This window comes from Pseudomonas sp. LM13, assembly GCF_041381355.1.
Classification (GTDB): Bacteria; Pseudomonadota; Gammaproteobacteria; order Pseudomonadales; family Pseudomonadaceae; genus Stutzerimonas; species Stutzerimonas frequens.
Genome location: NZ_JACBXH010000113.1, coordinates 1 through 1,331, shown reverse-complemented (window position 1 = coordinate 1,331; position 1,331 = coordinate 1). Strand labels below are relative to the sequence as shown.

Here is a 1,331-nt window from a genome sequence, read left to right as displayed (position 1 = left end):
CAGGCCGTTGAAAAAAGCCAGAGCCCGCGTGGCTCTGGCAAAATGGCGGCCATCCTCTTCTGCCGAAGCCAGCCCAAGCCGATGCGTGGACTCGACCTCAAACAAAACGAGCTGTTCAGTTATACGACGCTGGAGCAGCGCATCCCGAACGATCACCCGCTGCGTCCCCTGCGAGGCCTGGTCGATACCGTTCTGGCTTCGATGGATCGGGACTTCGACGGGCTGTACTCCACCCTGGGACGGGCCTCGATTGCGCCGGAGCGGCTGCTGCGCGCCTCGTTGCTGCAGGTGATTTACACCATTCGCTCCGAGCGGCAGTTGGTCGAGCAGATTGATTTCAACCTGCTGTTTCGCTGGTTCGTCGGCTTGTCGATGGACGAGCGCATGTGGGATCACTCGACCTTCAGCCAGAACCGTGACCGCTTGTTCAACCAGGATGTAGCGCGGCTGTTCTTCCAGCGCATCAAGTCGCTGGCCGCATGGTCCGAGTACGCCAGCAACGAGCATTTCAGCGTCGATGGCACGCTGATCGACGCCTGGGCCTCGCACAAGTCCTTTATCAAGAAGGATGGCGGCGACCCACCGGAGGATGGCACGCGCAACCCCGATGCCGACTTCAAGGGCGAGAAGCGCAGCAACGCGACCCACCAATCGACCAGCGATCCCGAGGCCAGGCTGGCGCGCAAGAGCAATGGCGATGCCAGTCGTCTGGCGCACATGGCCCACACGATGATGGAGCACCGCAACGGTCTGATCGTGGATGTGGAATGCACCGAGTTCAATGGACGTGCCGAGGTAGAGGCGGCGCTGGAGATGCTGGAGCGCACGGCCAAGCCGGGCAGCACGGTAGGTGCAGACAAGAATTACGACCAGAAGCGTTTCGTGCAGAGGGCGCGCGAGCTGAAAGTGACACCGCATGTGGCGCAGAAGCGCAAGGGCAGCGCCATCGATGGGCGCACCACGCGGCATCCGGGGTATGCCGCCAGCCAGAAGATCCGCAAGCGGATCGAAGAAGGTTTTGGCTGGCTGAAGACGGTTGGCGGCCTGCGCAAGACCAAGCTGATCGGTCGCGCCAAGCTGAGTGCTCAGTTATTACTGGGTTTCTCGGTCTACAACCTGATCCGACTGGGTAGCCTGTCGGGTTGGTGGCGAGGATCGCATGTATAGGGCGAGTTACGCCCAAAAAACGCCGAAAGGCGTGAACGTGGTGCTGAAACCTGTCAAAAAGGCCTGAAGTCAGGCCTTGTGTGGACTCCGTTAGGCCAAAGCGCTTGAAAAAGCGCCAAACCGGACGGGTTGGGGCAGTTGAAGCCGAGTTTTTCAACGGCCTG

General features: G+C 60.7%; 1 protein-coding gene. It reads left to right on the top strand.

What is annotated here, in order from left to right; genetic code table 11:
• Positions 1 to 81: 81 nt before the first annotated feature.
• Positions 82 to 1,167, top strand: coding sequence for an IS5-like element ISPst12 family transposase (locus HZR81_RS23535; protein WP_011913346.1), 1,086 nt, complete (start codon positions 82 to 84; stop codon positions 1,165 to 1,167).
• Positions 1,168 to 1,331: the final 164 nt, after the last annotated feature.